This window comes from Methylophilus sp. DMC16, assembly GCF_056314045.1.
In genome coordinates, this window is record NZ_JBQUZC010000001.1 from 758,916 (window position 1) to 785,663 (window position 26,748).

The 26,748-nt window shown below is 50.2% G+C and carries 22 protein-coding genes; 17 read left to right on the forward strand and 5 right to left on the reverse strand.

Going from position 1 to position 26,748, the window contains the following annotated elements; all coding sequences use genetic code 11:
• Positions 1 to 24 precede the first annotated feature (24 nt).
• The 6 genes from ACT53D_RS03750 to ACT53D_RS03775 all read left to right on the forward strand — a co-directional run bounded on the left by ACT53D_RS03750 (position 25) and on the right by ACT53D_RS03775 (position 8,280).
• Positions 25 to 1,020: an acetyl-CoA carboxylase carboxyltransferase subunit alpha gene (locus ACT53D_RS03750; RefSeq protein ID WP_194747675.1), complete on the forward strand. Its 996-nt coding sequence runs from the start codon at positions 25 to 27 to the stop codon at positions 1,018 to 1,020.
• Positions 1,021 to 1,030: 10 nt separating this feature from the next.
• Positions 1,031 to 2,482, forward strand: a complete 1,452-nt coding sequence (tilS, locus tag ACT53D_RS03755; RefSeq protein ID WP_476154545.1) for a tRNA lysidine(34) synthetase TilS — start codon at positions 1,031 to 1,033, stop codon at positions 2,480 to 2,482.
• Positions 2,483 to 2,700: 218 nt separating this feature from the next.
• Entirely contained in the window at positions 2,701 to 5,061 is a 2,361-nt protein-coding gene (locus ACT53D_RS03760; RefSeq protein ID WP_476154547.1) for a TonB-dependent receptor, read from the forward strand.
• A 17-nt stretch (positions 5,062 to 5,078) separates the two neighbouring features.
• Positions 5,079 to 6,494 (forward strand): sigma-54-dependent transcriptional regulator, encoded by a 1,416-nt coding sequence (locus tag ACT53D_RS03765; protein WP_476154549.1) that lies wholly within the window; start codon positions 5,079 to 5,081, stop codon positions 6,492 to 6,494.
• A 155-nt stretch (positions 6,495 to 6,649) separates the two neighbouring features.
• Positions 6,650 to 7,846, forward strand: a complete 1,197-nt coding sequence (gene purT, locus ACT53D_RS03770) for a formate-dependent phosphoribosylglycinamide formyltransferase (protein ID WP_476146478.1) — start codon at positions 6,650 to 6,652, stop codon at positions 7,844 to 7,846.
• Between the two features lie 11 nt (positions 7,847 to 7,857).
• Positions 7,858 to 8,280 (forward strand): group II truncated hemoglobin, encoded by a 423-nt coding sequence (locus tag ACT53D_RS03775; RefSeq protein WP_476154551.1) that lies wholly within the window; start codon positions 7,858 to 7,860, stop codon positions 8,278 to 8,280.
• Between the two features lie 122 nt (positions 8,281 to 8,402).
• Here the strand turns inward: ACT53D_RS03775 and ACT53D_RS03780 are convergent, their stop codons facing one another.
• Together ACT53D_RS03780 and ACT53D_RS03785 are read right to left on the reverse strand one after the other, a co-directional pair.
• Complete coding sequence (locus ACT53D_RS03780; RefSeq protein ID WP_194747668.1) at positions 8,403 to 9,854, reverse strand: DEAD/DEAH box helicase; 1,452 nt, start codon at positions 9,852 to 9,854, stop codon at positions 8,403 to 8,405.
• 9 nt (positions 9,855 to 9,863) lie between these two features.
• Positions 9,864 to 11,414, reverse strand: coding sequence for a DEAD/DEAH box helicase (locus tag ACT53D_RS03785; protein WP_194747667.1), 1,551 nt, complete (start codon positions 11,412 to 11,414; stop codon positions 9,864 to 9,866).
• A gap of 377 nt (positions 11,415 to 11,791) precedes the next feature.
• Between ACT53D_RS03785 and typA the strand changes: the two genes are divergently transcribed.
• The 5 genes from typA (at position 11,792) to ACT53D_RS03810 (ending at position 17,572) form a co-directional block, all read left to right on the forward strand.
• Positions 11,792 to 13,600, forward strand: coding sequence for a translational GTPase TypA (typA, locus tag ACT53D_RS03790; RefSeq protein ID WP_476154553.1), 1,809 nt, complete (start codon positions 11,792 to 11,794; stop codon positions 13,598 to 13,600).
• A gap of 241 nt (positions 13,601 to 13,841) precedes the next feature.
• Positions 13,842 to 14,585: a protein NO VEIN domain-containing protein gene (locus ACT53D_RS03795; protein ID WP_476154555.1), complete on the forward strand. Its 744-nt coding sequence runs from the start codon at positions 13,842 to 13,844 to the stop codon at positions 14,583 to 14,585.
• Positions 14,586 to 14,680: 95 nt separating this feature from the next.
• Entirely contained in the window at positions 14,681 to 15,493 is an 813-nt protein-coding gene (locus ACT53D_RS03800) for a polyphosphate kinase 2 family protein (protein ID WP_476154557.1), read from the forward strand.
• A 127-nt stretch (positions 15,494 to 15,620) separates the two neighbouring features.
• Complete coding sequence (locus ACT53D_RS03805; protein WP_194748432.1) at positions 15,621 to 16,922, forward strand: ATP-binding protein; 1,302 nt, start codon at positions 15,621 to 15,623, stop codon at positions 16,920 to 16,922.
• Positions 16,923 to 16,951: 29 nt separating this feature from the next.
• Positions 16,952 to 17,572 carry a response regulator gene (locus ACT53D_RS03810; protein WP_194748431.1) on the forward strand — a complete coding sequence of 207 codons (621 nt, stop codon included), beginning with the start codon at positions 16,952 to 16,954 and terminating at the stop codon, positions 17,570 to 17,572.
• A gap of 102 nt (positions 17,573 to 17,674) precedes the next feature.
• On the opposite strand, the gene ACT53D_RS03815 is transcribed toward ACT53D_RS03810, so the two are convergent.
• Together ACT53D_RS03815 and ACT53D_RS03820 are read right to left on the reverse strand one after the other, a co-directional pair.
• Positions 17,675 to 18,574 carry a DMT family transporter gene (locus ACT53D_RS03815; protein ID WP_379076153.1) on the reverse strand — a complete coding sequence of 300 codons (900 nt, stop codon included), beginning with the start codon at positions 18,572 to 18,574 and terminating at the stop codon, positions 17,675 to 17,677.
• 26 nt (positions 18,575 to 18,600) lie between these two features.
• The gene (locus ACT53D_RS03820; protein ID WP_379076156.1) at positions 18,601 to 19,752 is read right to left on the reverse strand and encodes an aromatic ring-hydroxylating oxygenase subunit alpha; all 1,152 of its coding nucleotides are present in this window, start codon (positions 19,750 to 19,752) and stop codon (positions 18,601 to 18,603) included.
• Between the two features lie 274 nt (positions 19,753 to 20,026).
• Here ACT53D_RS03820 and tal point away from each other — a divergent pair, with 274 nt between their 5' ends.
• From tal to hxlB, 3 genes are all read left to right on the forward strand, one after another.
• Positions 20,027 to 20,980: a transaldolase gene (gene tal / locus ACT53D_RS03825; RefSeq protein WP_194747660.1), complete on the forward strand. Its 954-nt coding sequence runs from the start codon at positions 20,027 to 20,029 to the stop codon at positions 20,978 to 20,980.
• Between the two features lie 172 nt (positions 20,981 to 21,152).
• Positions 21,153 to 21,785 carry a 3-hexulose-6-phosphate synthase gene (gene hxlA, locus ACT53D_RS03830; RefSeq protein ID WP_194747659.1) on the forward strand — a complete coding sequence of 211 codons (633 nt, stop codon included), beginning with the start codon at positions 21,153 to 21,155 and terminating at the stop codon, positions 21,783 to 21,785.
• A 105-nt stretch (positions 21,786 to 21,890) separates the two neighbouring features.
• Positions 21,891 to 22,427 carry a 6-phospho-3-hexuloisomerase gene (gene hxlB, locus ACT53D_RS03835; protein WP_091470596.1) on the forward strand — a complete coding sequence of 179 codons (537 nt, stop codon included), beginning with the start codon at positions 21,891 to 21,893 and terminating at the stop codon, positions 22,425 to 22,427.
• Positions 22,428 to 22,473: 46 nt separating this feature from the next.
• Here hxlB and ACT53D_RS03840 read toward each other — a convergent pair whose 3' ends face one another.
• Positions 22,474 to 23,181: a HisA/HisF-related TIM barrel protein gene (locus ACT53D_RS03840; RefSeq protein ID WP_379076160.1), complete on the reverse strand. Its 708-nt coding sequence runs from the start codon at positions 23,179 to 23,181 to the stop codon at positions 22,474 to 22,476.
• Here ACT53D_RS03840 and ACT53D_RS03845 point away from each other — a divergent pair.
• From ACT53D_RS03845 to pabB, 3 genes are read left to right on the forward strand one after another with little or no spacing between them, the layout of a single operon-like run.
• Complete coding sequence (locus tag ACT53D_RS03845) at positions 23,176 to 24,252, forward strand: ATP-grasp domain-containing protein (RefSeq protein WP_379076163.1); 1,077 nt, start codon at positions 23,176 to 23,178, stop codon at positions 24,250 to 24,252. The genes ACT53D_RS03840 and ACT53D_RS03845 overlap by 6 nt on opposite strands.
• Complete coding sequence (locus ACT53D_RS03850) at positions 24,239 to 25,297, forward strand: hydantoinase/oxoprolinase family protein (RefSeq protein WP_338654199.1); 1,059 nt, start codon at positions 24,239 to 24,241, stop codon at positions 25,295 to 25,297. Before ACT53D_RS03845 ends, ACT53D_RS03850 begins: the two co-directional genes overlap by 14 nt.
• Positions 25,279 to 26,733: an aminodeoxychorismate synthase component I gene (gene pabB, locus ACT53D_RS03855; protein WP_476154561.1), complete on the forward strand. Its 1,455-nt coding sequence runs from the start codon at positions 25,279 to 25,281 to the stop codon at positions 26,731 to 26,733. The genes ACT53D_RS03850 and pabB overlap by 19 nt, the downstream gene beginning before the upstream one ends.
• The last annotated feature ends 15 nt before the right edge of the window (positions 26,734 to 26,748 follow it).

Genomic DNA, 26,748 nt, shown 5'->3' on the forward strand with positions numbered 1-26,748 from the left:
TAAAGAATTCATATTGGAATTCCAATGAGTGTAAAACGTTTAACGCCTAGTAAACTGACTTATCTTGATTTTGAACAACCGATTGCCGAACTGGAAAAGCGGATTGACGCGCTGCAAGTTTCGCATGACGAGCATGACTCTCTGGATATTTCCAAAGAGCTGGATTTGTTACAAAAGAAGAATACCAAGTTATTGCAGGATACCTTCCAGGCCTTGACTGCCTGGCAGATTTCCCAGGTGGCCCGCCATCCGCAGCGCCCCTATACTGCAGACTATATCAATGCCTTGTTTACTGATTTCCAGGAGTTGCATGGCGACCGTGCCTATGCAGATGACCCGGCCATTGTCGGCGGCATTGCGCGCTTTAAAGGCATTCCGGTCATGGTCATGGGCCATCAAAAAGGCCGCGATATCAAAGAACGCCAATACCGCAATTTCGGTATGCCGCGTCCTGAAGGCTACCGCAAGGCGCTGCGCCTGTTCCGTCTGGCCGAAAAGTTCAAGATGCCGATTATCACCTTTATTGATACGCCAGGCGCCTATCCCGGCATTGGGGCTGAAGAGCGCGGCCAGTCAGAAGCGATTGCACGCAATTTGTATGTCATGGCCGAACTGAAAACGCCGATTATTGGCGTGGTGATCGGTGAGGGCGGTTCTGGTGGTGCGCTGGCCTTGGGCGTGGTGGATCATTTGAATATGTTGCAATATTCCACTTACTCGGTGATTTCGCCTGAAGGGTGTGCGTCCATTTTGTGGAAGAGCGCCAGCAAGGCCCCGGAAGCCGCCGAAACCTTGGGCATTACCGCAGACAGGCTCAAGTCTTTGGGCTTGATTGATACCATTATCAACGAGCCGCTGGGTGGCGCACATCGTAATTATGAAGATGTGATGGAGAAGGTCTCGCAAGCGATCGGCCAACAGTTGAAAGCATTGCAAGCCAAAAAAATACCGCAGTTGCTGGAGACACGTTACCAGCGTCTGATGAGTTACGGTAAATTTAAAGCGGCCAGTGAAAAGTAATGCTTCTCTTATGACCAGCCTGGAAAGCCAGTTATCTGGTTTTCTGGCTGGGCTGTCAAATCCGGATGCCAACACACCACATCTGCTACTCGCACTGAGCGGTGGCGTAGATTCTATGGTGTTGTTACATCTGCTCGCAGAGCTCTGCCAGCGATTGCCATTTCGGCTGTCAGCCATGCATGTGCATCATGGCTTGAGTCCTAATGCCGATGCGTGGTTGCAACAATGCGAACACCGTTGCCAGACCTACAATGTCCCTTTTTTTACTGACAAGGTGCGCGTAGATTTGCAAAGCGGACAAGGCCTGGAGGCCACCGCCCGAGAAGCACGCTATCATGCCCTTGAGCAACAGCGTCAGCAGATCGGTGCAGATACGATTGTGACGGCTCATCATCTGCAAGACCAGTCAGAGACGTTGATGCTGCAACTGGTAAGAGGCGCTGGCGTCAAGGGCTTGAGTGCCATGGCCGCATGGGATGGGGCACGCCGCTTGTATCGGCCACTGTTAAGCGTGCCAAAAGCTGCACTTTTACAGTTTGCTACCGCACACCACTTGCAATGGGTAGAAGACGAAAGCAACGCAGATACGGTTTACGACCGCAATTTTATGCGTCATGCAGTGATGCCAGTGTTGCGCGAACGTTATCCGCAAGTGGATCAGTCGTTGTTGAGAACGGCGGGGCACATGGCAGACGCGCAGAGTTTGCTGGATGTACTGGCCAGCCAGGACTTGGCGCAATGTGATTTGCAAGCCGAATGGCTGGGGCAATCGATTGCGATGTCAAAGCTGTATGCATTGGGTGATGTCCGCGCCAAAAACTTGCTCCGCCATTGGTTTCAACAGTTGCAGTTACGGATGCCCAATCAGGATCAATTGCAAGAATATTGGCAGCAGCTTTCATCGGTCAAACCTAACCGTTATCTGCATTTGCCGTTACAAGGCCAAGCCTCGCATCAGTCAGCTTATTTGCACCATTACCAGCAACGCCTGTATTGCGTTACCAAACCAAGCGCATTGCCGCAAACACCGCTGGTGTGGCAAGGGCAAGCCTCGCAGCAATGGGGTGAATGGCAAGTGCAGTTTAAAGTCGTGAAAGCGCGCGGGATTGCTTTGGCCAGACTGGGGGTTTCCCCGGCAGCGATTACCCTTAACCGGCGGTATGGGCAGCCTTTGGTGCTTGCTGAAGGCACTTCGCTCAAGTTGATGCCTAGGGCAGGGGGTGAGAGTTTGCAGCCTGATGCCAAGCGTCCACGACGTGAATTGAAAGTCCTCTTTCAAATGCTGGGCATTCCGCCATGGCAACGTGCTTTTTATCCTTTGGTCCAAGTGGCCACCACCCATCCAGGTGCTTCTGAAACGCTGGTCTCACTGGCAGGGCTGGCGGTGGATGCCGCCTGGCAGCCTGGCCGCAATGCTTACGGTCTGGAAATCAGCCTGACGCCGTCTCCCTCTCTTCTGTAATTGGTTGTATATATCCAATGGTGGTTGTTAAATTGGTTGTAATAAACCAATTTTAAGATAAAATCTGGTTGTAATAAACCAGATTTATTTTTATCTCATTGATTAAAAAAAGATATTTTTTTAGCCTCCCAATGGAATGATTTTTGCTCAATACCTTGAGTGTTTTTTGCAGCCAAAAGACATTCATTTAAGTATTCTCGGGAAAAGGATCATTCGTTATGAATAAACAAGCAGTCAAACCATTGTTGATGGCCATTCTCTCTGCTTATGCGGCGCATGCGGTTGCTGTGCAAGCTGAAGAGGTGCAATTGGATAAAGTCGAGGTCATCAGCACCACGCCGCTGAATGGGGTTGGTGTGCCACTTGAGCACATTCCTGCCGGCGTGCAGCAAGTGAAACAAAAAGAGCTGGTCAAGCAAAAGAGCCTGACATTAGGCGACTACATGAACCAGAATATGCTTGGGGTGAATGTGAATGAAACACAGAACAACCCATTCCAGCCCGATGTGAACTATCACGGTTTTACCGCTTCCCCTTTGCTTGGCACGCCACAAGGATTGTCCGTGTATGTCGATGGCGTACGTGTGAACGAAGCCTTTGGTGACGTGGTGAACTGGGACCTGATTCCGATGAACGCCATTAATCAGATGACTTTGATTCCAGGCTCTAACCCATTGTTTGGTTTGAACACTTTAGGCGGGGCGATTTCAGTGCAGACCAAGAGTGGCCGTACCAACCAGGGCGGCGCTGTTGAGGCCTACACTGGTTCCTGGGGCCGTCATGTGTTGAGTGCAGAATATGGTGGCGTGTCCGAAGACGGTTCTAAAGATTTCTTTATCTCTGGCAATAGTTTTGAAGAGGATGGCTGGCGTAGTTTTTCAGCCTCCCGCGTCAAGCAGCTGTTTACCAAGGCCGGTTGGCAGAATGATAAAACGGCTGTCAATGTCAGCTTGTCGCTCGCAGATAACAAAATGCGTGGCAATGGTTTGCAAGCAGGCAGTTTGCTGGATTCTTTGGGCTACAAAAGCAATTTTACCGTGCCTGACCAAACCAAGAATAACATGGCTTTTGTAAACCTTAATTTGAGCCATTACTTTGCTGACGATATTCAGTTAAGTGGGAATGTTTATTACCGTGATGTGCGTACCAAAACCTTCAATGGTGACTTAAATGATGGTTTTGAGTTATCTGCTGCTGGTTTAGACGACAACAATGCTAATTGTAGTGGTCCAGATGCCGACGAGAACTGCTCAGGTGCGATTAACCGCAGCAGATTAACGCAGAAGAGTTATGGCTTTACCTCACAGTTAACCTTTTCTCAAGATTTGCTTGGCCTGAAAAACCAGTTTATCAGCGGCTTGGGCTACAACCGCGGTAAGACCAAGTTCTCGCAGAATACCGAGTTTGGCTTGTTAAACAGCTATCGTGGCGTGGATGGTAATGGCGAGTTTAATGCCTTGACCGACCAGGTGAATTTGAGCGGTGTGAACCGCACATGGAGCGTCTTTGCGACGGATACCTTGTCTTTGAATCCCTACTGGCATGTGACAGCCTCTGCCCGTTACAACACCACCAAAATTGATAATGATGACAAGATCACGCCCAGTGGTTCTGGCTCGCTGACTGGCACACACACTTTTAACCGTCTGAACCCATCATTAGGGATTAATTTTACGCCCAGCAATCAATTGACGGCATATGCGTCTTATAGTGAAAGCAGCCGCGCACCTACCTCTATCGAGCTGGGATGTGCGGATGAAAACAATCCTTGTAAATTGCCTAACGCAATGGCCGGTGACCCACCACTCAAACAAGTGGTTAGCAAAACCTATGATGCCGGGCTGCGTGGCTTCCTGACACCGACAATCACCTGGAGTCTGGGTGCCTATCATACGATCAACACCAATGACATTCAGTTTCTGACCTCTGCGACCGCCCTCAATAACGGCGCTGGTTTTTTCTCGAATATCAGTAAAACCAAGCGTCAGGGGCTCGATGCGAGTCTTGCAGGGCGTATGGATGCATTTTCATGGAATCTGGGCTATAGCTTTGTGCAGGCTACCTACGAGTCTTCCTTCCAGATTGCGAATCAGGTGAATACCAGCGCTACTGTAGATCCTGCGTCAGGCAACAGCTTTATTCAGGTGAACAAGGGAGATTACCTGGCAGGTATCCCAAAACATCAGTTTAAACTGGGCTTGGGCTATGACGTGACTTCTGCCTGGAATGTGGGCAGCAATATTGTGGCCTTCTCCAGCCAGTATTCACGTGGCAACGAAAACAACAAGGATACAAGTTCTGGCGCAAAAGTCCGTGGTTATACAGTAGTGAATCTGTTCACAAACTACCGGTTTGACAATGGCTGGAACATCTTCGCCCGTGTGAATAATGTGTTTGACCGCGAGTATTACAGCTTGGGCATGTTGGGTCAGAATCCGATTGACCCGACTACCGGCCAGTTTAGTGGCAATGAAACCAACGATACGTTTTATGCGCCTGGTGCGCCAAGAGCAGGCTGGATCGGTGCGCGTTACGATTTTGGCGTCAAAAAGTCCGTCGCTTCTTACGATAAAGACTAAATAAACGAGGAGGATGCGTGCTTTCACAACTTTCATCATCAGTGGATAAATCCAGCTTAATGCCTCTCAAGAAAAAAATCTTGCTGGTAGAGGATGAGGCGCTTTTTGCGCGCGCGGTGGTTAAGCGTTTGCAAAAAGCAGGATTTGAGTGCGAGCACGCAGAATCTTTAAGCGATGCAAGACTGCTAATCAAGCAGTTTGAACCGGATATGGCGCTGTTGGATATGCGCCTGCCCGATGGCAATGGTCTAGACCTGTTATCAGAGTTTATTGCCAGAAATATCAATACGATTGTCATGACTGCGTTTGGTGACGTGAGTGATGCGGTCAATGCCATCAAGCTGGGGGCCATTGATTACTTAAAAAAGCCCATTGATCTTGAAGAGTTATTGCTCATTATTCAGAAAAACGAGAAGACGACAGAATTGCAAACCAGCCTGGATTACTCGCGCCAGCGCAATGCCGTTGCTAATGACTCCGTTCAACTGATAGGCGAAAGTACGCCTATGCAAAGTGTGCGCCAACAGATCACGCGTATTGCCCAGTTAAGTGCGCTCAGTGATGCCGTGCAACCGACGGTGTTGATTACAGGAGAAACCGGCACGGGCAAAGACGTTGTTGCACGTTTTTTGCATGGCAGTTGTGCCAATCATGACAAACCTTTTGTGCATGTGGATTGTGCCTCTTTACCGGCTGAGTTGATTGAGAGCGAGCTGTTTGGGCATGAGAAAGGTGCATTTACCAATGCAGTTTCCTCGCGGCCAGGCCTGATCGAATCTGCAGAAGATGGTACCTTGTTCCTCGATGAAATTGGCGAGTTGCCGTTGGGTTTACAGGCAAAATTACTCAATGTACTTGAGCGCAGAATGGTGCGTCGCTTGGGTTCTACCAAGGAACGTCCCGTGAACGCGCGTATTATTGCCGCCACCAATCGTGATTTATACCAGATGTCGAATGAGGGGCGCTTCCGTTCGGATCTATATTATCGACTGAACGTGATCACCATGAAAATGCCTCCCTTGCGTGATCGTGGGGCAGATGTCTTGTTGCTGGCCAATTATTTCCGGCAACTGACTGAGAAGCGCTACGCCTTGCCGCATCACGAGTTTAGCGCCGCGGCATTGATGGCAATGCAAACCTATCACTGGCCGGGCAATGTCCGTGAGTTGCGTCATCAAATCAGCCGTGCGGTTTTGATGTGCACACAGACCATGATTTCCGAGCTTGACTTGGGCTTGCCTCAGGTTGGCATGAACCAGGTGGCGAGTGTCTTGCAAGGCGACAGCCAGGTGACGCTGGATGATGCAGAAAAAGCCATGCTGCTAAATGCCTTGGAGCAGTCGCGTAACAATGTCTCTAAGGCCGCAAGATTGCTGGGCATCACGAGAATGACCATGCGCTATCGTATGGATAAACATGGCATCTCTGTATAACGCGCTGAATCTCTGTCATCCTGAATAAAACGCCTCGCAACTGCGGGGCGTTTTGTTATGCCCGTGCGTGGTTGTTGCATGATGTAAATCAAGCGTACGGCCACTTGCACATAAATCGCGCATGGTATCATTACGTTTTTACAGTGGAGCTAAAAATGATTGGTACCCCGTTAAGCGCAAATGCGACCAAAGTCATGTTGTTGGGCAGTGGCGAACTTGGTAAAGAGGTGATTATTGCCTTGCAGCGTTTGGGGGTGGAAGTGATTGCGGTAGACCGTTATGAGCATGCGCCTGGTCACCAAGTTGCCCATCATGCTTATGCCATTGATATGACTGACGCAGATGCGCTTAAAGCTTTGGTGAGTCAGGTCAAACCCCATTACATCGTCCCTGAAATCGAGGCGTTGAATACGCAGGCACTGGCCGAGATTGAAGCCACAGGCGTCACGGTGGTCCCCACCGTCAAAGCCGTCCAATTGACCATGAATCGCGAAGGCATACGCCGGTTAGCGGCCGAAGCGCTCGGTTTGCCGACTTCCCCTTATGCGTTTGCGCGTTCAGAGGCAGAGTTACAGGCGGCCATTGATGCGGGCATCGGCTATCCCTGTTTTATCAAGCCCACCATGTCTTCGTCTGGTAAAGGTCAATCCCGCATTACACAAGCCTCAGAAGTGAAGGCCGCCTGGGAGTATGCCGCCAGTGCGGGGCGTGTCAATCAAGGGGTGGTGATTGTCGAAGGTCAGATTGATTTTGATTATGAAATCACCTTGTTAACCGTGCGTGCCAAAAATGCCGCTGGCGAGATTGAAACGCATTTTTGCGCGCCGATTGGCCATGTGCAAAAGCAGGGCGATTACGTTGAGAGCTGGCAGCCACAAGCGATGGATGCACAAGCCTTGAAAAATGCTCAGGACATTGCCAAAAAAGTGACGGATGCCTTGGGGGGGCAGGGCTTGTTTGGCGTCGAGCTGTTTGTCAAAGGTGAGCAGGTCTGGTTCTCTGAAGTCAGCCCTCGTCCGCACGACACTGGGATGGTCACCATGTGCACGCAGCGCCTGAATGAGTTTGAACTGCATGCGCGTGCGATTTTAGGCTTGCCTGTGGATGTGACCCAGCGTGAGACTGGCGCAAGCGCCGTTATTTATGGCGGTGCAGATACCAAAACACTGGCCTATCACGGTCTGGAAGCGGCCATGTCAGTACCTAACAGCGAGATTCGCTTGTTTGGCAAGCCGGAGTCTTTTGTGCGGCGTCGCATGGGCGTCGCCTTGGCGACCGCTGACAATACTGACCTCGCGCGTGCGCGTGCCAAAGAGGCGGCGGGTCTGGTCACGCCTAAAGTCGCAGGATAACTGGTGTGGCAATGACTGAAATTCAAGAGCCAAATGCCGCCAAACAATCGTTGTTTGACTGGCTGGGCGGCACAGAAAAAGGGACTGAGACCATCCGACAGCTGGTGGAAACCTTTTATGACATCATGGATAGCGACCCAAAAGCGGCGGGTTTACGCGCCATTCACCAGCCAGATCTCACCGAGGCACGCGAAAAGCTGTTTATGTTTTTAACTGGCTGGACGGGCGGGCCGCAGTTGTATATCGAACGCTATGGACATCCCAGATTACGGGCACGGCATTTGCCGTTTTCCATTGGTGAGTCCGAGCGCGATCAATGGATGTATTGCATGATTAAAGCCATGCATACCTTACAGTTTGACGAGTCGCTGATGAAGCATATTGCCAATCAATTGTATGGCGTGGCGGATTTTATGCGCAATCGCGAGGGTTAATCCCCTTAATATTCGCAAGCTCAAACTCTCATCCGCAGAAAGAAAAAGCCCCGAATCTCGGGGCTTTGTCATCATCGCGATCCCAGTTCTAGGACTTCAGTGTCGTCTCTGGGATTGCAGGCTTAGGACTCAATATTCGCGGTCTCCGCTGTATTTTCAGCAGGTTGCTGAGCAGGGAGATCTGATTTCTGCTTAGACCTGCCTGTTGTGCGCTTGGCTTGCGTGCGGTTTTGCGGCGTCGCTTTAAAGCCAAATCCGCCCAGCAGCGCGGCAACCACTTTGCGTTTTACGTTTGCTGCAGATTTTGCCGTGACCGCTTTGGGCGCGGCCGTGGCGGCGGCTGGCTGGTAAGGCTGCTCAAACCAGGCATCTTTGCCGCTGGAGGCTTTAGAGGGGCGTGAACGCGCAGGGGTCGTACTGCTGCTGACATTCGCTTTTTCTTTTGGAATCTGTTTTTTGATGAGCTTTTCAATCTCGTCAAAATACTTGGTTTCATCCTCGTCGATCAGCGAAATGGCAATGCCTTTAGCGCCTGCACGGCCTGTACGGCCAATACGGTGCACGTAATCTTCTGGCGCAGTAGAGATTTCGTAGTTAACCACCAATGGCAAGTCCGTGATGTCCAGACCGCGTGCGGCAACATCGGTTGCAACCAAGGCGTGAATAGTGCCCGCCTTAAACGCATCAAGCGCTTCGATCCGTTCTTTTTGTGACTTGTCACCATGAATCGCGCTACAAGGCACCTGATCACGTTCCAGTGCTCTGGCCAGTTTGCTGGCCGAAAGCTTGGTTTTGGTAAAAACAATCACTTGCTGATTGGGGTATTGCTTGAGCAGTTGTACCAAAAAACGTTGTTTCTGGTCAGTGTTCACCAAAAACGCTTTTTGTTCCACATTGTCGTTGGTGGCGTTGCTGCGTGCCACTTCAATCAATGTCGGATTATTTAAAAACGCATCTGCCAGTTTTTTGATTTCATCAGAAAACGTCGCCGAGAACATCAGATTTTGCCGCTGTTTTGGCAACAAGGCCAGAATGCGCTTCAAGTCAGGCATAAAGCCCATATCCAGCATGCGGTCGGCTTCGTCCAATACCAGAAACTGTACCTGGTTTAACGACAAGGTTTTTTGCTCGACATGGTCCAGCAGGCGGCCGGGTGTCGCGACCAGGATTTCAACGCCTGTCTTGAGGATAGGCGTTTGCGTCTTGATATCTACACCGCCATACACCACAGTACTACGCAAAGCCGTGTGTTTGGCATAGGTTTTGATGTTGTCGTATACCTGAATCGCCAGCTCACGTGTCGGCGCCAGCACCAAGGCCCGGATGGGATGCTTGGCTGGCGAGGTGCTGGTGCTGGCCAATGGCAGCAAGGTATGCAAAATTGGCAGCGAAAACGCCGCCGTTTTGCCCGTCCCTGTTTGCGCACCGGCCATCAAATCCATGTGCTGCAAGGCAAGAGGAATCGCCTGCGCCTGAATCGGCGTCGGCGTGGTATACCCGGATTCCTCAATCGCTTTCAACAGCGGCTCGGCCAGGCCGAGCGCACGAAAATCTACAATGGTTTGCTCAGTCATAGGCTAGGCTTAGGCAAATGAACGAGGACGTTTGGCGGCGCCACCACCATTGTCACCAAAGGATTTTCCCGCTGGACGTGGTTTTTGATTGCTACGGCTGGCGTTAGGGTTGCCAAAGCGTTCCTGGCTATTGGTTGGACGTGGGCGGCGCTGGCCAAACTCGTCCGCCAATGCGCGGGCAAACTGGAAGTCGGTATCCTTGTTGTAGCTCTTGCTGTTACCGTTGACTTCTTTGCTTTGTCCAGCTTCTGGGGTACGCGGTGCACGTGGCTTATTGTTTTGCGCATCGCGCTGGCCTTCACGTGCAACACGTTCACCAAATGATTTTGGCTGTGCTGAACGCTCGTCGCGACGGAAGCCACCTTTACCTTGTGGTTTGCCAGGGCGCTTGCCACGACGGCTATCGCCATCATCCATGCGTACCGCACGTTTTGGCTCAAAACCGGCAATCACTTCAGCCTGTAATTTCTGGCCAGTATATTGCTCGATTTTGCGCAGCAAATGACGATCGGCGTTTGAAGCAAACGAAATCGCAACGCCGGTATTGTTGGCGCGGCCAGTACGGCCAATGCGGTGTACATAGTCTTCAGCAAATTTAGGCAGGTCGTAGTTAATGACGTGTGAAATACCTTGTACATCAATGCCGCGCGCTGCAACATCCGTCGCTACCAGCACTTTTACATCGCCGTGGCGCAATTTTGTCAGCGTGCGGTTACGCGCACCTTGAGTCATGTCGCCGTGCAATGCGGCAGTGCTATGGCCGGCAGCATACAAGTCTTCAGCCAACAAATCGGCATGGCGCTTGGTGCTGGTGAAAATAATGGTTTGATTGACATCTGGTGCAATCAGCAAGTGCTCCAGCAGTTTGTTCTTGTGGTTCATGTCATCCACAAAGTGCAAACGTTGTTCAATGTTGGCATGTTTTTCTTTTTGACCAGCCACCTGAATAGTGAGTGGATTATTAAGGAAACGTTTGCCGATATCCATAATCCCGTCAAGAGTGGCAGAGAACAGTAAAGTTTGGCGCTCAGCAGGCAAGGCTTCGCAAATACGCTCTACATCCGGCATAAAGCCCATATCCAGCATGCGGTCAGCTTCATCCAGCACCAGCATCTGCAGGCGGCTCAGGTCAATGCGGCCACGCTCAAGGTGATCAATAAAACGGCCTGGCGTTGCTACCAGAATATCCAGTGGTTGCGACAGCAGCTTGTTTTGCAATGGGTAAGGCATGCCACCCACAATGCTGATGCAGCGTGCACGCAAGAATTTACCGTATTTACGTGCGGCTTCATTCACTTGTGCAGCCAGTTCACGGGTTGGTGTCAGTACCAGGATACGTGGGCCACGGCTGCGCACCGGGTGTGGTGTTGCCAGCAAGTTTAAAGCGGGCAGGGTAAATGCAGCGGTCTTGCCGGTGCCGGTTTGTGCAGAAGCCATAATGTCACGGCCTTGCAATGCTTCAGGAATAGATTGTGCCTGAATCGGTGTTGGGTTTTCATAGCCTGCGTCGGTCAATGCGCGCAAAATGGAGGGGTCGAGATTTAAATCTGCAAAAGACAAGGAATGTCCCTTTCATCAACAATTAAAAAGGGCGCTAGTAAAGCAAATGCAAAGCCAGTCAATTACATTGCACAAAGTGCGCATGTAGTACTTGCTGAGCGAAAGCAACATCAGGAATGGATTGCTTTTACCGGCGCTTGGGCATGGCCACTAACCGATAAAAGAAGATGGTGTCATCAAGACTTCATCTAAAGATGATAACCTCAAAAATTCGCGAGTTATCGACAGGTCAGGGCAATGAATTTAAAACGTATTGGGCTAGTAGAGCACCAGCAACGCTTTAAAGTTGCTCGCAGTATATCCATTTTATTTTAAAAGTCAATTATTTAGTTGATTTGTGATAAAATCGCGCCCTTTCCAAACAGATGGCAGTTCACATGGCACGCAATTTAAGAAATATCGCAATTATCGCCCACGTTGACCACGGTAAAACCACCATGGTCGATAAGCTACTTCAACAGTCAGGTACTTTTGCCTCACACCAAGCGGTGACTGAGCGTGTGATGGATAGCAATGATCTCGAAAAAGAGCGTGGCATTACCATTTTGGCCAAAAACACCGCCTTAACGTATGAAGGCACGCATATCAATATCGTTGATACCCCGGGCCACGCCGACTTTGGTGGTGAGGTAGAGCGTGTATTGGGTATGGTGGATGGCGTATTGCTGTTGGTGGATGCCGTTGACGGCCCCATGCCACAAACCCGTTTCGTGACGAAGAAAGCACTGGCACTAGGTTTGAAGCCTATTGTCGTGATTAACAAGGTAGACCGTCCAAGTGCCCGTCCGGATTGGGTGATCAACCACACTTTTGATTTGTTTGCCAATTTGGGTGCAACGGATGAGCAATTAGACTTCCCTGTGGTCTATGCCTCTGCCTTGAATGGTTTTGCAACGCTGGACCTGAAAAATCCTTCAGACAATATGCGTGCCTTGTTTGAAACGATTTTGAGTCACGTTGAGCCGCCAAAAGGCAACAGCGATGCTCCATTGCAATTGCAAATTTCAGCCTTGGACTATTCGACATATACAGGTCGTTTGGGCGTTGGTCGTATCACTAATGGTCGTATCAAGCCAGGCCAAGTCGTAGCAGTGATGCGCGAAGATGAACAGGTCGCACAAGGCCGTATTAACCAAGTGCTCGGTTTTAGAGGTTTGGAGCGTGTGCCGGTTGAAGAAGCCGAAGCAGGCGACATTGTGATCATTTCAGGGATCGAAGAAATCGGTATTGGTTTCACTATCTGTGATCGCGAAAAACCTGTTGGTTTGCCACATCTGGGCGTAGATGAGCCAACTTTGACCATGGACTTTATGGTCAACACCTCACCATTAGCTGGGACTGAAGGTAAATTCATCACCTCACGTCAAATTCGTGATCGTTTAACCAAAGAATTGTTGGTTAACGTGGCTTTGCGCGTTGAAGATACTGAAGACACCGATGTTTTCCGTGTGTCTGGTCGTGGCGAATTGCACCTGACCATTTTGCTGGAAAACATGCGTCGTGAAGGCTTTGAAATCGCCGTAGGTAAACCACGCGTCGTGTTCAGAGAAATCAATGGCGAAAAATGCGAGCCTTATGAAATCCTGACTGTAGACGTTGAAGATGAAAATCAGGGCGCGGTCATGGAGGAGTTAGGTCGTCGTCGCGGTGAAATGACTAACATGGAATCTGATGGTAACGGTCGCACACGTTTGGAATACCGCATTCCAGCACGTGGCCTGATTGGTTTCCAGGGTGAGTTCTTAACCTTAACCCGTGGTACAGGGTTGATGGCGCATATTTTTGACGAATATGCCCCGGTAAAAGCAGACATGCCAGGCCGTCGTAATGGCGTGCTTATTTCAGCTGAACAAGGTGAGGCCGTTGCCTATGCCTTATGGAAGCTGCAAGATCGCGGCAAAATGTTCTCTAGCCCAGGCGACCGACTGTATGAAGGCATGATCATCGGTATTCATAGCCGCGACAATGACCTAGTCGTTAACCCGATCAAGGGCAAACAACTCACAAACGTACGTGCTTCTGGTACAGACGAAGCGGTGCGTTTGATCCCGCCAGTCTCGCTAAGCCTGGAAAGTGCCGTAGAGTTTATTGACGATGACGAATTGGTCGAAATCACACCAAAAACCATCCGTCTGCGTAAACGCTACCTGTTAGAGCACGAGCGTAAACGTGCTTCTAAAGACTAAGCTCTGCTCAGTATAAAAAACGCCAGTGTTATGCTGGCGTTTTTTATTAGGAAGCACGCACAGCTTAAGCTTTAGAAGTGCTTTCGGATAACTAATCTACCTTTTGTATAAAAAGTTAAATTTTTTGTGAGTGCTAATAGATTTAACTATAAGTGTTTATACAAGCATATATAAATAAAATGTAATATTTGCTTTAAAGTATGCAAAAAATAGAAGCGTTATAGTTTTCATGGAGCACCGATTGTCTAAGACTATTACCACTCAAGAGCTTGCGAAACTAACAGCTGGTGGAGACGATTACATTCGAACTAAGCTGAATGTAGTGAAGGGTTTGGCACTTCGTATGGATTTGAATCCCGATGCTCCTGATGCAGTCGTATTTGGAAAAGGTCCTAGGGTTGAGGGAAGGGCGCGACTCTTTTTAGAGTCAGGAGCCGTTGTGCCCGCTTATGTTAAACGTGGTGTCAATAAGTGGGAGTATCTTGGTCTGTTTCGCGCCACCGAAATCAGATATGACAAAGAAACGATTGAATATCATCTTGGCAATCGAAAGCCTGAGGAGGTCGCAGGCGTTTTGTTCTTAGCGTCCGTTGAGGAGCCCAAAATTGCTATGATCGGCGGAGGTTTTCCTGATGCTGCAACTCGAAAAGAGATCGAGGATGCTGCCATTAAGCATGTAACTAACTCTCTCAAGAAAGATGGTTTTCAAGTAGATGACCGTCAAAACGAGAATCTAGGGTACGATCTTTTGGCAATAAAAGATACAGTTACTAGATTCATTGAAGTAAAGGGAACTGACAACCCAGAGCCCAGGTTTTTTATCACTAGAAATGAGTCAAAATTTGCTGATGAAAACTCCGAATGGTTTATTTACATTGTCTGTATGGCAAGACGCTCTCCCCAGCTTCACGTATTTACGGGACGTGAAATGCGTCAGAAATTTAGCTTTTCTCCGTTGGCATGGGAGTGTAATTTAGCCGAGTAGGGAGCAATGCGTTGTGATCCTAAGTTGTCTCTACCTTTTGCAACCCTCTCAGCTTGAGATACACTGCTTGTGATTTTGTCATCTTGGCAGGCCTCATGGAAAAGCTGGAAAAATACCGCGTCAACCCTAAAAAATTCTCCCTCAAGCAATATTCTCCCGATGACCGCTCAGCGCGGAGTGAAGATAAAGCGCAGGATTTGGCCGAGTTGGCAAAACTGACTGAGGCAATTAATGCGCGGCAGGATATTTTGCATGCTGAGGGCAAGCATAAGGTGATTTTGCTGTTGCAGGGCATGGATACCAGCGGCAAGGATGGCACAGTGAAGCATGTGTTCAGTGCTTGTGACCCGTTAGGCATTCGTCTGGCGAGTTTTAAAGCGCCTAGCGCTGATGAGCTGGCGCATGATTATTTATGGCGGGTGCATGCGCAGGTGCCGGCAAACGGTGAGTTGGTGATTTTTAACCGTAGTCATTATGAAGATGTGCTGATTGTGAAGGTGCATGGCTGGATTGATGAGGTGGAATGCAAGCGCCGTTATCAGCAAATCAACGATTTTGAGCGTATGTTGACCGAGACGGGCACGACACTGATCAAGTGTTTTTTACATATCTCGAAAGAAGAGCAAAAGGAGCGCCTGCAAGAGCGTCTGTATGAACCGACTAAGCATTGGAAATTTAATCCAAAAGACCTGGAGGAGCGCGCGCTTTGGGAGGATTATATGCAAGCGTATGAGTCTGCCTTGCAAGCCACTTCTACCGAACATGCGCCTTGGTACGTGATCCCGGCCAATTCTAAAACCAACCGCAATCTGCTGATTTCACGTTTGTTGCTGGAGACGCTGAATCAACTGCCATTGGCTTACCCGCCTAAACCCAAGGAATGGGATGCTTTGAAGATTAAAGACTAAGCGCCGGATTGGTTGAATTTAATGATTTTACGCTGTGAGAATGCGCGGTAGTTAAAGTCTAATAGGGCAATTGCGATTATCATCACTCTCCATGAGTTTACGTTTCAGGTTAAATCTTTTAGTCACCATGCTGTCGCTGGCTTTTTTGGTCGCGGCAGGCGTGGTGTTGGTGCGCGACACCAAAGACAGTATTCGTGAGCGGGTGGAGGCGGCTACGCGGGTAACGGTGCAATTGCTGGATACGGTGATTGTCAGTTCTGCTATGAATCCCAGCCTGGGGCCGACGCATTATGTGTTGCAGGACTTTTTGCGCTCTTTGGGCTATGTGCGCAGCAGCCGGATTGAGCTGTATGACTATGCCAATAACCCGTTGTATCTTTCTCCTGGCTCCACTTTTAAATCTGAGGTCATCCCGCCACAATGGTTTGTACGTCTGGTGGCCCCCAAGGTCGAAACCGTGACGCGCCGCGTGCGGTATGGGGTGCTGATTGTTCACTCCAGTGCAGAAGGCTCGATTCGGGAGGCTTGGTCCGGGTTTCGCCAATTGATGATTATGGGCATTGGTTTTTTTGTGCTGCTCAACTTGTTGGTGTATGGCTTGCTGAGTCATGCGTTGCGCCCGGTCAGGCATATTTTGCATGCGATTAACCGCATAGAGCAGGGTGATTTGACAACGCGCCTGGAGCGCTTCTCTTTGCCCGAGTTTGACCGTATTGGTCAAAGCTTGAATCAGATGGCTGTCTCGCTGGATGCCGAACGCCAGTTGGAGCAAAACCGCCAGCTTACGCAACTGATACAGCAGCATATTGAAGACGAGCGGCGCAGCCTGGCGCGTGAGCTGCATGATGAGCTCGGCCAGTATGTGACCGCGATCAAAACCTTTGCCGTGGCTATTGTGAACAAAACCAAGGCGACCACGCCTGATATCTCTGCCAATGCGCAGACCATCGTGGCGGCGGCCAACCATATTTACGACGGCATGCACAATATCATCCGCCAGTTACGTCCGGCCGCCATGGATAATATGGGCCTGGTGGAAACCTTGCGCGATATGATATCTGGTTACCAGGCGCAGCATCCAGAATTAAGCATACAGCTGCATGTCTCTGGCGAGTTTCAGCCCATGGGCGAGAATGTGAACATCAATCTTTACCGCATTGTGCAAGAGGCGGTGAATAACGCCATCAAGCACGCGCATGCACAATGTATCAATGTGCATTTGCTGCTGGATAAGGATGGCTTGCGCCTGATGATCTGTGATGATGGCGTGGGGATGCATATCGACAACGTGGACCAGACCAAGCATTTTGGCTTGCTGGGCATGCGTGAACGTGTACAAGCATTGCATGGGCAATTTAAAGTAGTTTCGCAGCCAGATGCTGGCCGTGGAACCACCCTGGAAGTTCGGTTGCCTATACAATCAGCATAAATAAAGGGGAGACAAGTGTGATTAGTGTAATGCTGGTGGATGACCATGCCGTGGTCAGGATGGGTTTTAAAATGTTGCTGGAGTCCGACCAGGATATCAAGGTGATTGCTGAGGCTGAAAGCGGCGAGGCAGCCATCAAGGCCTATCAGGAGCATCATCCGCAAGTGGTGGTGATGGATATCACCATGCCTGGTATCGGCGGCATGGAGGCGATTGAGCGGATTCTCGCCAAAGACAGCCACGCGCGTATCCTTGTACTGTCTGCACATGAAGACTCCGTGCATCCCAAGCGCGTGCTAAATGCCGGTGCGATGGGCTATGTCACCAAACGCAGTGCGGCGGAAGAGTTGATCAAAGCCATCCGCAGTGTGGCACAAGGCAAAAAGTATCTTGAAGCCAGCGTGGCCCAGCAAATGGCGATTCAGCAATTATCAGGTGAGCAAAATCCAGTCGATGTGCTCAGCGAACGTGAGTTTGAAGTGTTTATGTCGCTGGCGCGAGGCAAATCCACCAACGAGATTGCTGAAACCTTGTTTTTGAGTCCGCGTACCGTGGGCACGCACCTGTATAACATCAAACAAAAACTCAACGCACAAAACTCTGCCGAGATTGCGCTGATTGCCATGCGTTGTGGCTTGCTAGAGCCATAGGCGTTCAATTAAAACCAGCTTAGGTCTTTAATAAAAAGTCATTCTTAGCAATAAGAATGACTTTTTTATTGCACTTTGGGGGGGTAAGGCCTTGGGATTGCTTTAAGCGCGGCTGCGGGTACTTAAAACACCAAAGGCGATAATCAGCAGCATGCCAGCTATTTCAAGCAGACTCAGGGCCTCTCCCCAGACTATGATCCCAATCAGGGTGGCAAAGACGATGGTGCTATAAGCCAGGCTTGCCACCGTCAAGGTGTTGCCTGTGCGGTAAGCGCGGGTGAGCGCCAGTTGGCTCAGGGTTGCCGACAGGCCGAGACCGCACAGTAATGGCAGGTCTTGCCAGCGTAGGGGGGTGACATGGTCGATCAACATCCAGCCGCCACTTGCAATCGTGCACACCAGTGTGAAGTAAAAGACGGTACGCCAGTCGGGTTCGCCTTGTATCCCCAGTTGTTTGACGTGGACATAGGCGAGCGCTGCCCCAATGCCTGAGAGCAGACCCACGCCTCCGGCCAGCCATTGCTCGCGATGGAACGTGGGTTGCAAGAGCAGGCAAATGCCAATAAAGCCTCCCACGACGCATAGATTAAGCCTCAACCGCTGTTGGCGTGTCAGTGGCTGGTCGCCTGTGAGTAGCCAGGGAGAGAGCAGGGCGAGGAACATGGGCGAGGTGTAGTTGAGTGTGATGGCAGTGGCCAGCGGTAAATGCGCGATGGCATAGAAAAATAGCAGCAAGGCCGTGAACCCCACGCCAGCCCTGCGTAACTGCATATTGAGTCGTGGTGTTTTTATCTGCTTGCCTTGACCATAAACGATGGCGGCAATCATCACAAAGCCAAAGGCTGAGCGGTAAAACACCAGTTCACTGGTGGTGAAGCGTGCTGCGCCTGCTTTGACAAATGCGCCCATGATGGCAAACCCCAAGCCTGCCAGCAACATCCAGTAGCTACCCAGCTGCCAATGTTTGGGGTGCCAGGAGTATGGGGAAGGTGGTTTTTTCAAGCGGAAACAGTAAGGTGGGTGTTCGGTTAGCGTGGCAAGTGGTCAGGTAGATGCGTTTCCATCTGGCGGCGATACCATTGATGGAAGTGTTCCAGTCCTGTTTCCATCGGGTGCTGATAGGGGCCACGCTCATCTTTACCTAGCAGATACAAGCCTTTGCGGCCATCCTGCATACGCTGGCAGATTTCTTTGTCTTCTACTGCGGTCTCAAAATAAGCCGCTTGCTGCGCTTTGATGTATTCATGCTCAAACAGTGCAATATCTTCTGGATAGTAAAATTCGACCACGTTTTTGCAGGACTCGACGCCGGTCGGGATGATGTGGGAGACCACCAACACATTGGGGTACCACTCGATCATGAGGAAAGGATACATGACGAACCAGATGGCGCCGTATTTAGGCGCGGTGCCTTGCTGGTAATCGGTGACCGTTTGTTGCCAGTGCTTGTAGACTGGCGACAGGCTGTAATCTGGCAGTGGTTTGTAGCCCACGGTTTGTACGCTGTAGTGTTCGCCAAATTCCCAGTGCAGTTCACCACAATCAACAAACTGGTTCAGGCCAGGGTGGAAAGGGCCTACATGGTAGTCTTCCAGGTAGACTTCGATAAAAGTCTTCCAGTTGAAATCATAGTGATCCACAATCGCCGAATCAAAATAATAGCCGGTGAAGTCAAAGTCTTGCTTGCAACCAAGCGTTTTTAACACCTGGCTAATCTCCAGACCTTTTTGTTTGGCGGTGGTCTCGTTCGCTTTAAAAAGCAGGCCTTGCCATTCTGTCAGGGATTGTTTTTCAAGGTGCAGGCAAGGGGTTTGCTCAAAATGCGGGGCGCCGAGCAATTGTCCGCTCAGGTCGTATGTCCAGCGATGAAGCGGACAGACGATATGTTGCGTATTGCCTTGTCCATTGAGCATGACTGCTTGCCGGTGACGGCAAATATTGCTGATCAGTTGAGGCGTGCCTTGCTGGTTGACCAAGGCCACGGCGTCGTGCATCCAATCCAGCGCCCGGTAGTCTCCGGCGTTAGGCACCATTCGCGTATGCCCCATGTATTGTGGCAGCAAGGAAAACAAATGCGCCTGCTCCAGCGCATAGATTTCCGGGTTGAGATACCAGTCTACGGGTAATTGTGCGAAGCGAGTCTGATGGTGTTCTTTATTTAAAGAGGTGACAGAGCCCATATGCCCAACGGATAGATTACTTGCAAAAAAGGTGAATTGTGCCCGAAAAGGGGGTAAATGAAAAGTCAAAGCGCCTTTATTCACTGTAAAAATCCGGCTCAATCATTTGATTTTAATCAAAAAAATACGCGTTGTGTGTGAGGTAGACCTGGCCCCGGGGCTTATCCAAGGCCAAAACGAGGCTTAACCAACTCAAATAAATTCAGTTATAATGTTCGAGGTTTTTGTGTATAACAATACGTAAACGATAATTGCAATTTTTAGGAGCAATCGAATGGCAAATTTATTAGATCAGTTGAAAGCAATGACAACCATCGTGGCTGACACTGGTGATGTTGAGGCAATCAAAAGTGTTAAACCTGTGGATGCAACCACAAACCCATCTCTGGTGTTGAAGGCTAGCCAAATCCCTGAATACGCACCATTGATTGACACTGCCATTGCTTATGCTAAAGCACAAGGCGGCTCTAAAGAGCAACAAATTGAAAACGCAGCGGATAAATTGGCTGTGTTGATTGGCGCTGAAATCACGAAAGTGGTTCCAGGCCGTATTTCTACAGAAGTGGATGCACGTCTGTCTTTCAATATCGACGCGATGGTTGCTAAAGGTCGCAAATTGATCAGCCTGTACCAAGAGTCTGGCATCAGCAAAGATCGCGTATTGATCAAACTGGCTTCTACCTGGGAAGGTATTAAGGCCGGTGAGATTCTGGAAAAAGAAGGCATCCAATGTAACCTGACTTTGCTGTTTGGTTTTGGTCAAGCCCGTGCGTGTGCTGAAGCTGGCGTATTCCTGATCTCCCCATTCGTTGGCCGTATCCTCGACTGGTACAAAGCGAAAAACCCAGGCACTGAGTACACACAAGAAACTGACCCAGGTGTAGTTTCTGTGCGCGCAATCTACCAGTACTATAAAGAGCACGGTTACAAAACCGTGGTAATGGGTGCTTCTTTCCGTAACACTGGCGAGCTGATTGCCTTGGCTGGTTGTGACCGTTTGACCGTGTCTCCAAACCTGCTGCAAGAGTTGGCTGCAACTGAAGGTACATTGACTCAAGTGTTGAAAGATGGCGGAAAAACCAAAGAAGTGCCTGCCAAATTGACAGAAGAGCAGTTCCGCTTTGAATTGAATCAGGATCCAATGGCGACAGAAAAATTGGCTGAAGGTATCCGTGGTTTCGTGGCTGACCAGAACAAACTGGAAGCTGCATTAGCCGCAAAACTGTAATATCGCCATGCGATAATGCACACGGGCAGTGATCTGCCCGTGTGGCTTTTAAGTCAGGCATAAATTGGCCTGCAACATTGACTTATTTTGGCTGCGAGCTTACTATGGGCGACCAGCTTGAATTGGTAGTACGCTAGCAATAGCATTTAAATTTTAACTTTTGGAGAAAAACATGGCATTAACACAAATGGCATTAGACTCATTGGATTTCGACGCAACTATCGCTTTGGCAGAAAAAGTTGCTCCACACGTTGACATTCTGGAAATCGGTACACCATGCATCAAGCACAACGGTATCAAATTGCTGGAAACTCTGCGCGCTAAGTTCCCAAACAACAAGATCCTGGTTGACCTGAAAACTATGGACGCTGGTGAGTACGAGTCTGAGCCATTCTACAAAGCTGGTGCTGACATCTGCGTAGTTTTGGGCGTATCCGACATCGGTACAATCAAAGGCGTAATCAAAGCTGCTAACAAATACGGCAAAAAAGCTCAAGTTGACCTGATCAGCGTTGAAGACAAAGTTGCTAAAACTAAAGAAGTTGCTGCTGCTGGTGCACACATCATCGGTATCCACACTGGTTTGGACCAACAAGCTGCTGGTCAAACTCCATTTGCTGACCTGGCTGCTGTTGCCGGTTTGAACCTGGGTGTTGACATCTCTGTTGCTGGTGGCGTTAAAGCTGCTACAGCTGCTCAAGTACGTGACGCTGGCGCGACTATCATCGTTGCTGGTGCTGCTATCTACGGCGCTGCTGACCCAGCTGCTGCTGCTGCAGAAATCACTGCTATCGCTCACGCTTAATTCATTTAAGCATCAATAAGCAATTATTGATTAGCGATCATAAAAACCCGACCCAGTAATGTGTCGGGTTTTTTATTCAATTTTATGTTTACACAGGATTTAAAAATGGATCATCAACAATTTATTCTGGACAACCTGAAACGCATTCTTGACGTGACCGACAAATCAAAAGCAGCTGAGCTGCTCAAGTTGGTTGATGAGGCAGGTTCTACGTTCATTGGTGGCGCAGGTCGCTCACTGCTGGTCTCACGTTTCTTTGCCATGCGCCTGGTACACTCCGGTTACAGCGTTTACATGATCGGTGAAGTGGTGACTCCAGCCATCAAAAAAGGTGACTTGCTGGTATTGGTTTCTGGTTCCGGTGGTACAGCGACGTTGCTGCCATTTGTGAAAAAAGCCAAAGAAGTGGGCGCAAAACTGGTGGTTATCTCCATGAAGAAAACTTCTGCCATGGCAGATGTGGCTGACCTGGTGATTCAAATTGGTCAGGATGACAGCTTCCCACTGGTCAAAGGCATGCCTATGGGTGGTCAGTTCGAGCTGTCGACCTTGGTATTCCTTGAAGGCGCGATTTCTGAATTGATTCATGCTAAAGGCCTGACAGAAGAAGGCATGCGCGCATTGCATGCAAACCTTGAGTAAGTGTTTAGGCTTGGCCTATAAAAAACCGGTCGTATGACCGGTTTTTTTATGCGCCCCATTTGGATAAATCATGTGCTGTGAGTTGCTTTTGATGCAGCGCACTGGCGATCAATACGCCGCTGGCGCCTGCCTGCGATAAGGTTTCAATATCTTGCGCATCACGTACGCCACCAGCGGCATATAAAGCTTGTTGCGGATGCTGCGCTTTGAGCGTGGCCAGTTGTGTATGGTCTGGGCCGCGATTTGCCCCGACCTTGGGCAAGCTCATGACGATGGTGGGGTGTGTCCATTGCTGTGGCGCTGAGAGCAGTTGGGTGGGCCCATGAAAGCCATCTTGGAAAAAGTCCAGCGAGAGTAGGCTGTTTGGGCACGTTTGCCGCATTTGTGCATAGGTTTGATCATCTTGCATAGACTCACTGGCCAGAATAGGGGTGATGCGGGCAGATTGCCAAGGAATCAGCTGGTCGGCGGTTTGAAAACCTGCGTCTATCCACCAGGCTAATTGCGGGAACTCGACCATCGCCTGCTGGATCAAGGACAGGTGGTTCGGCAACGTGCCTTGGCCAGTGATGGCATTTAAATCTGCAATATACAGGCAGTCAAACGGATAAACTTGTAAAATAGCTGCCACGATATCGATCAGGGCATGGCTATCCGTCAGTTGCGATTGAATAGGACGGTAGTGCTGGCGCTGGCCTTGTATGGCCTGGACCACCTGGCCATGCATCAAATCGATGACGGGAATAATATGCAAAATACAACTCGTTTCAAAATCTGGGTTTGTGAATACATCAGCGCCGGCGGCTTGGTTGCAGAAGCCTTGCCTGCCAGTTTGCTGCAGGAAGGGCTGTTGATGCGAGACGCCCTATTGGCAGACCTGGCTGCGCTGGGCATGGATTGTATCACTAGCCATGACTACCGCGTGATGCCGCCTGCAATGGCGCAGAGTGTTGCCATACAGGCGCATGAAAATGCGCATTCGGTATGGCAACAGCAACTCGCTGAGCAGGACATTGATGCCTGTTGGGTGATCGCACCCGAAACGCAGGGGATTCTGCAAGCGTTGTGTCATCTGGTGCAAGACATGGGTATTCCATGGGTCGGATGCACGGCACAGGCTATTGCCGACACCACCAGCAAGGCATGCATGGCTGAGCTTTGTCACCAGGCCGGTGTGCCAGTGGTGCCACACGTGATGTTGGCTGAACTGACCACATTTGAATCGCTGTCCTGGTATGCTCAGGGGCAGTTGCATGGCTGGGTAGTGAAACCTGATGATGGCGCGGGTTGCACTGCAACATATTACTTTAAAAAAGATTCTGAACTGATTGAATTTAAAAATAATTTAATCAATAATTCCTTGCTGAGTCAGACGCAGTTTTTGCTACAGCCCTATGTGCCAGGCATCGCCTTGAGCATGTCAGTGGTGGCTACCGCTAACGAGGTAAAAGTGATCGCTGCGCATCGTCAGCAGGTGGAAATCGTCAACGGTGAATTTACTTTTAACGGGGCTGGCGTAAATGAAGCGACGGATCAGATCCTCGCCATGCAGCGACTGGCCGAGCAAGTCCATCGCGCGATCCCGGGCCTGATCGGTTATTGGGGGGCGGATATGATTTTGAATGCTGCGGGCGCCTTGGTGCTGGTTGAAATCAATCCACGATTAACCACTCCGTATATTGGATTGTCGAGGATAATGAACAGCAATCCGGCAGGTGTCATACTGCAGGCAGTATTAAACAATCAGTTACAAGCAGACGTGGCTAGCAGCTCGCTAAGACTCACGCTGAACACATTGCAAGAGGGGGGATATGACCAGGTCTAAACCTGTCATTGGATGGGATATTGGCGGTGCGCATGTCAAAGCGGTGATGCTGGATACACAATCGCAGGTACTCAACGTTTCACAGCAGGCATGCGCTTTATGGAAAGGCCTGCCGCGATTGGAGGAGGCCATCAAGCAGCTGTTGCATGACTGGCAATTGTCGGCGGACGAATGCGATCATGTCATTACCATGACCGGCGAGTTGGTGGATTTATTTGAAAATCGGGCACAAGGCGTACAAGCAATTGCGGAAACGGTCCATCGCTATTTGCCAGCCGCCAGATTTTATCAGGCCACAAAGCGTTCAGGCGTGACCTTTACCGACAATGTGACAGGCCAGGCGGAAACGATTGCATCGATGAATTGGCATGCCTCAGCACAATGTCTGGCCATGGCCTTGCCTGATGCCGCGATGGTTGTGGTTGATATCGGCAGTACGACTTGCGATCTGACACGATGTCAGCAGCAACAGGTCTTGCCCTCAGGCTGGACAGATGCCGAACGTATGCGGCAATCTGGGCTCTGTTATACCGGTGTCGTCCGCACGCCGCTGATGGCGCTTGGGCCATTTATTGAATGGCAAGGTGCACAGCGCCATATCGCTGCCGAGTATTTTGCCACCACGGCGGATGTCTACCGTATTTTGGGCGAGCTGCCGGCCAGCGATGACCTGGCAGACACGGCGGATGGTCAAGGCAAATCGCTGTTAGAAAGCATGCGGCGCATCGCTCGTATGGTTGGGCATGATGTCGAATCAGCCGAGGACAACCTCTGGCAGTCTCTGGCACAGGCGTTTAAAGCAGCGCAGCTCACCTTAATCAAGCACAGTATTCAGGCAGTGATCGCGCAGGGACAAGACCGACCGCAGACCTTGGTGGGTCTTGGTGCGGGCAGTTTTCTGGTCAGCCAATTGGCTGACGAATTGGGGATGAAGTACTACGCTGCTTCTACTGTGGTAGAGGCCGCTGAGGCAAGTTTAAAAAAGGATGCAGAGGTATGTTTTCCGGCCTATGCAGTGGCGAGGTTATGGCAGCAACGACATTGAATACGCTGACGCTCCCGTATGCTGAAGGCATGCATTGGTTCAAGCAGGTGAGAGACCTCACTTGGCCCATGTTGCTTGAAAGTGGGCAGATTGAGAAAACAGATGCAGTCGCGACCGTGGATGAAGAGATCAGCCTGGGGGCGCGCTTTGATATTGTGGTGGCTGCCCCTGTGGCGAGAATAATTCATCGGCATCCGCACACAGACGTGCTGGTTGATGAGCAGCGCACCCGCACGGAAGAAGATCCTTTCAAAGCCATTCAGCAATGGTTGCTCTCCCATCCTGTTGAACGTACCCCTGAGGTTCCGTTTGCAGGGGGCGCCCTCGGCTATTTTGCCTATGACTTGGGTCGCAGTATTGAAAACATTCCAGTGATGGCACAACAGGACGTGCCGTTGCCAGAGATGATGGTGGGCATTTATGACTGGGCGATCATCGTGGATCACCATGCACGGCAGTGCAAGCTGGTTTCGCATTTACGCTATCTGGATCAAGCAGGCCTTGAGCAACTGCATGCCAGGTTGCTATCCGTGGCGCCAGAATGCAATAGCGTACCATTTGAAGTCGTCGGCAACGTAGAGGCCAATCTGGATCAAGCCGCTTATGCTCAGGCCTTTACACGCGTCAAAGATTACATCCGTGCCGGGGATTGCTATCAGATTAACCTTGCGCAGCGTTTTGCCGTGGAGGTGCGCGGTGACGCCTGTCAGGCGTATGATCATTTCCGGCAATTGAGCCGTGCGCCTTTTATGGCGTTGATGCAAGTGGAGGACGGAGAGGGCTTGCCTGTTTCGGTTCTTTCCATGTCGCCTGAGCGTTTTTTGCAGGTGGTGGATCAACAGGTGGAAACGCGTCCGATCAAAGGCACTCGTCCGCGTCACCAAGATGCTGAGCAAGATGCGGCGATTGCTCAGGAGTTATCCGGCTGTATCAAGGACCGCGCCGAGAACCTCATGATTGTTGATCTGCTGCGCAACGACATTGGCAAAGTGTGTGCCGTCGGCTCGGTGAAGGTCGAAGCGTTATTCAAATTGCAGCGATTTACCAATGTGCATCATCTGGTCAGCATCGTTCGTGGTCAGCTGGCCAATGGGTTTCATGCGCTGGATTTGCTGCGCGGTTGCTTCCCTGGCGGCTCCATTACCGGTGCGCCCAAGTTGCGTGCGATGGAGATTATTGAGGAGTTGGAGCCGCATCGGCGTGGGATTTATTGCGGCAGTATCGGCTACATTGGCTTTGATGGTTGTATGGATACGAATATTGCGATTAGAACGGCGGTCATTGCCCAAGACCGCATGACGTTTTTTGCCGGCGGTGGCATTGTCGCTGATTCGGATTGCGCCAAAGAGTATCAGGAAACCTTTGACAAGGCGTCGCAGTTCTTCAAGCTGGTTGCGGCATTTAAAACAAAAAACGAATGGTCAGCAAAAAACTAATGTTCAGGAAGATGC

Coding starts and splice junctions, on each gene's coding strand:
- ACT53D_RS03820 (WP_379076156.1), bottom strand. CDS start 19,752: ATGGGCTCTGTCACCTCTTTAAATAAAGAACACCATCAGACTCGCTTC.
- ACT53D_RS03805 (WP_194748432.1), top strand. CDS start 15,621: ATGCTGTCGCTGGCTTTTTTGGTCGCGGCAGGCGTGGTGTTGGTGCGC.
- ACT53D_RS03750 (WP_194747675.1), top strand. CDS start 25: ATGAGTGTAAAACGTTTAACGCCTAGTAAACTGACTTATCTTGATTTT.
- ACT53D_RS03810 (WP_194748431.1), top strand. CDS start 16,952: ATGCTGGTGGATGACCATGCCGTGGTCAGGATGGGTTTTAAAATGTTG.
- typA (WP_476154553.1), top strand. CDS start 11,792: ATGGCACGCAATTTAAGAAATATCGCAATTATCGCCCACGTTGACCAC.
- pabB (WP_476154561.1), top strand. CDS start 25,279: ATGGCAGCAACGACATTGAATACGCTGACGCTCCCGTATGCTGAAGGC.
- ACT53D_RS03775 (WP_476154551.1), top strand. CDS start 7,858: ATGACTGAAATTCAAGAGCCAAATGCCGCCAAACAATCGTTGTTTGAC.
- ACT53D_RS03780 (WP_194747668.1), bottom strand. CDS start 9,854: ATGACTGAGCAAACCATTGTAGATTTTCGTGCGCTCGGCCTGGCCGAG.
- hxlA (WP_194747659.1), top strand. CDS start 21,153: ATGGCATTAACACAAATGGCATTAGACTCATTGGATTTCGACGCAACT.
- hxlB (WP_091470596.1), top strand. CDS start 21,891: ATGGATCATCAACAATTTATTCTGGACAACCTGAAACGCATTCTTGAC.
- ACT53D_RS03850 (WP_338654199.1), top strand. CDS start 24,239: ATGACCAGGTCTAAACCTGTCATTGGATGGGATATTGGCGGTGCGCAT.
- purT (WP_476146478.1), top strand. CDS start 6,650: ATGATTGGTACCCCGTTAAGCGCAAATGCGACCAAAGTCATGTTGTTG.
- tal (WP_194747660.1), top strand. CDS start 20,027: ATGGCAAATTTATTAGATCAGTTGAAAGCAATGACAACCATCGTGGCT.
- ACT53D_RS03845 (WP_379076163.1), top strand. CDS start 23,176: ATGCAAAATACAACTCGTTTCAAAATCTGGGTTTGTGAATACATCAGC.
- ACT53D_RS03760 (WP_476154547.1), top strand. CDS start 2,701: ATGAATAAACAAGCAGTCAAACCATTGTTGATGGCCATTCTCTCTGCT.
- ACT53D_RS03800 (WP_476154557.1), top strand. CDS start 14,681: ATGGAAAAGCTGGAAAAATACCGCGTCAACCCTAAAAAATTCTCCCTC.
- tilS (WP_476154545.1), top strand. CDS start 1,031: ATGACCAGCCTGGAAAGCCAGTTATCTGGTTTTCTGGCTGGGCTGTCA.